The following is a 1,111-nucleotide window of genomic DNA, read 5'->3' on the forward strand; positions in this document are numbered from 1 at the left end:
TGGTTCGTCGTCTTCTTGGCCCTGCTTGGGCGGCAATGCTTTGGAGTCTGGTTTGCGTTTGTTCCAATACTGGTTGATAGATTTAAGTTTACGACCGTCCATGAGGAACGACGTCCCTGTATTGGTAACGCAGGCGGCCAGATTGTCCAGGCCCAAGTCGATAGCCAGGACACGGTCTGACGAGGTTTTCACCGGTTCTGAGTCCTGTAAGTAGCCATACTGAATCTTGAGATACCGTCCGCCATACATGGGACAGATGCGGACTTCCTTGATTTTCTTATCCTTCAGCCTGTCAGGAACAGGAATCCGAATCCGATGACCATTATGGCGTTTCATATATTCACGGCTCATCGGCACCGTCAGGAAGCCATTCTTAATGGTAATGGCGTTCGTGGACAAGATGAGACTGAAGAGACCACCTTTTTCACGATAGTGTGGCAGGCGGACAGCCTTTGAACCATAGTCACCTGACTTGACTTTCTGCAAAAGCCCGAAAAAGGACCGAAAACTGCGGTTGGCCATCTTCAATATCTGCTGGGCAACACCGGCCTGCAACAAGCCATAGTTTTCATTTTTCTTGCAGATGGGGGAATTTTCTTCGTACCGCAAGAATTGCTGGGTATCGAAGTAATGCTGCCGAATCGTATAGGCCGCTACATTGTACAGGTTGTTGCTGTATTGGCACATTTCCCGGAACATCGTATAGTCTTGTTTCGCCAAGCCGCGGATGACATTCGATTGCGTCAAGTACATCTAGGATTCACCTCCTCTGTTATCTACCATTATACCGTAGACGAAGTGAAAAGGCTAAGACGGAAAAGACATAGAGTGGGGCTGTAACATAATAGCCTCATCGAAAAAAATGGACTCAGTTATCTGAGCCCATTTTTTTAAGCAAAAGAGGCCCCAAAGGGCCTCTTTTGCTGGTATAATTATTGTATGCTAAACAAAATCAACCACGTAAAGTATACCAAAACTTACACTCCGAGGCAACTCGTTTTGCCATTGGATTATGGCATTTCACTAGAACAAGATCGGTTGGTTTGTATCGTAGATGCATTATTGGAAAGGTTGGATTATTCAGCATTACAGCATCTCTACTCTGTRAAGG

1 protein-coding gene is annotated in these 1,111 nt (G+C 46.0%); it reads right to left on the reverse strand.

Going from position 1 to position 1,111, the window contains the following annotated elements; all coding sequences use genetic code 11:
- On the reverse strand, nt 1–753 hold a 753-nt coding region (locus tag NM10_RS12710), incomplete at its 3' end, for a transposase (protein ID WP_020311940.1).
- Nucleotides 754–1,111: the final 358 nt, after the last annotated feature.

It is taken from the genome of Megasphaera sp. NM10 (assembly GCF_000417505.1).
GTDB classification, from domain to species: Bacteria; Bacillota; Negativicutes; order Veillonellales; family Megasphaeraceae; genus Megasphaera; species Megasphaera intestinihominis.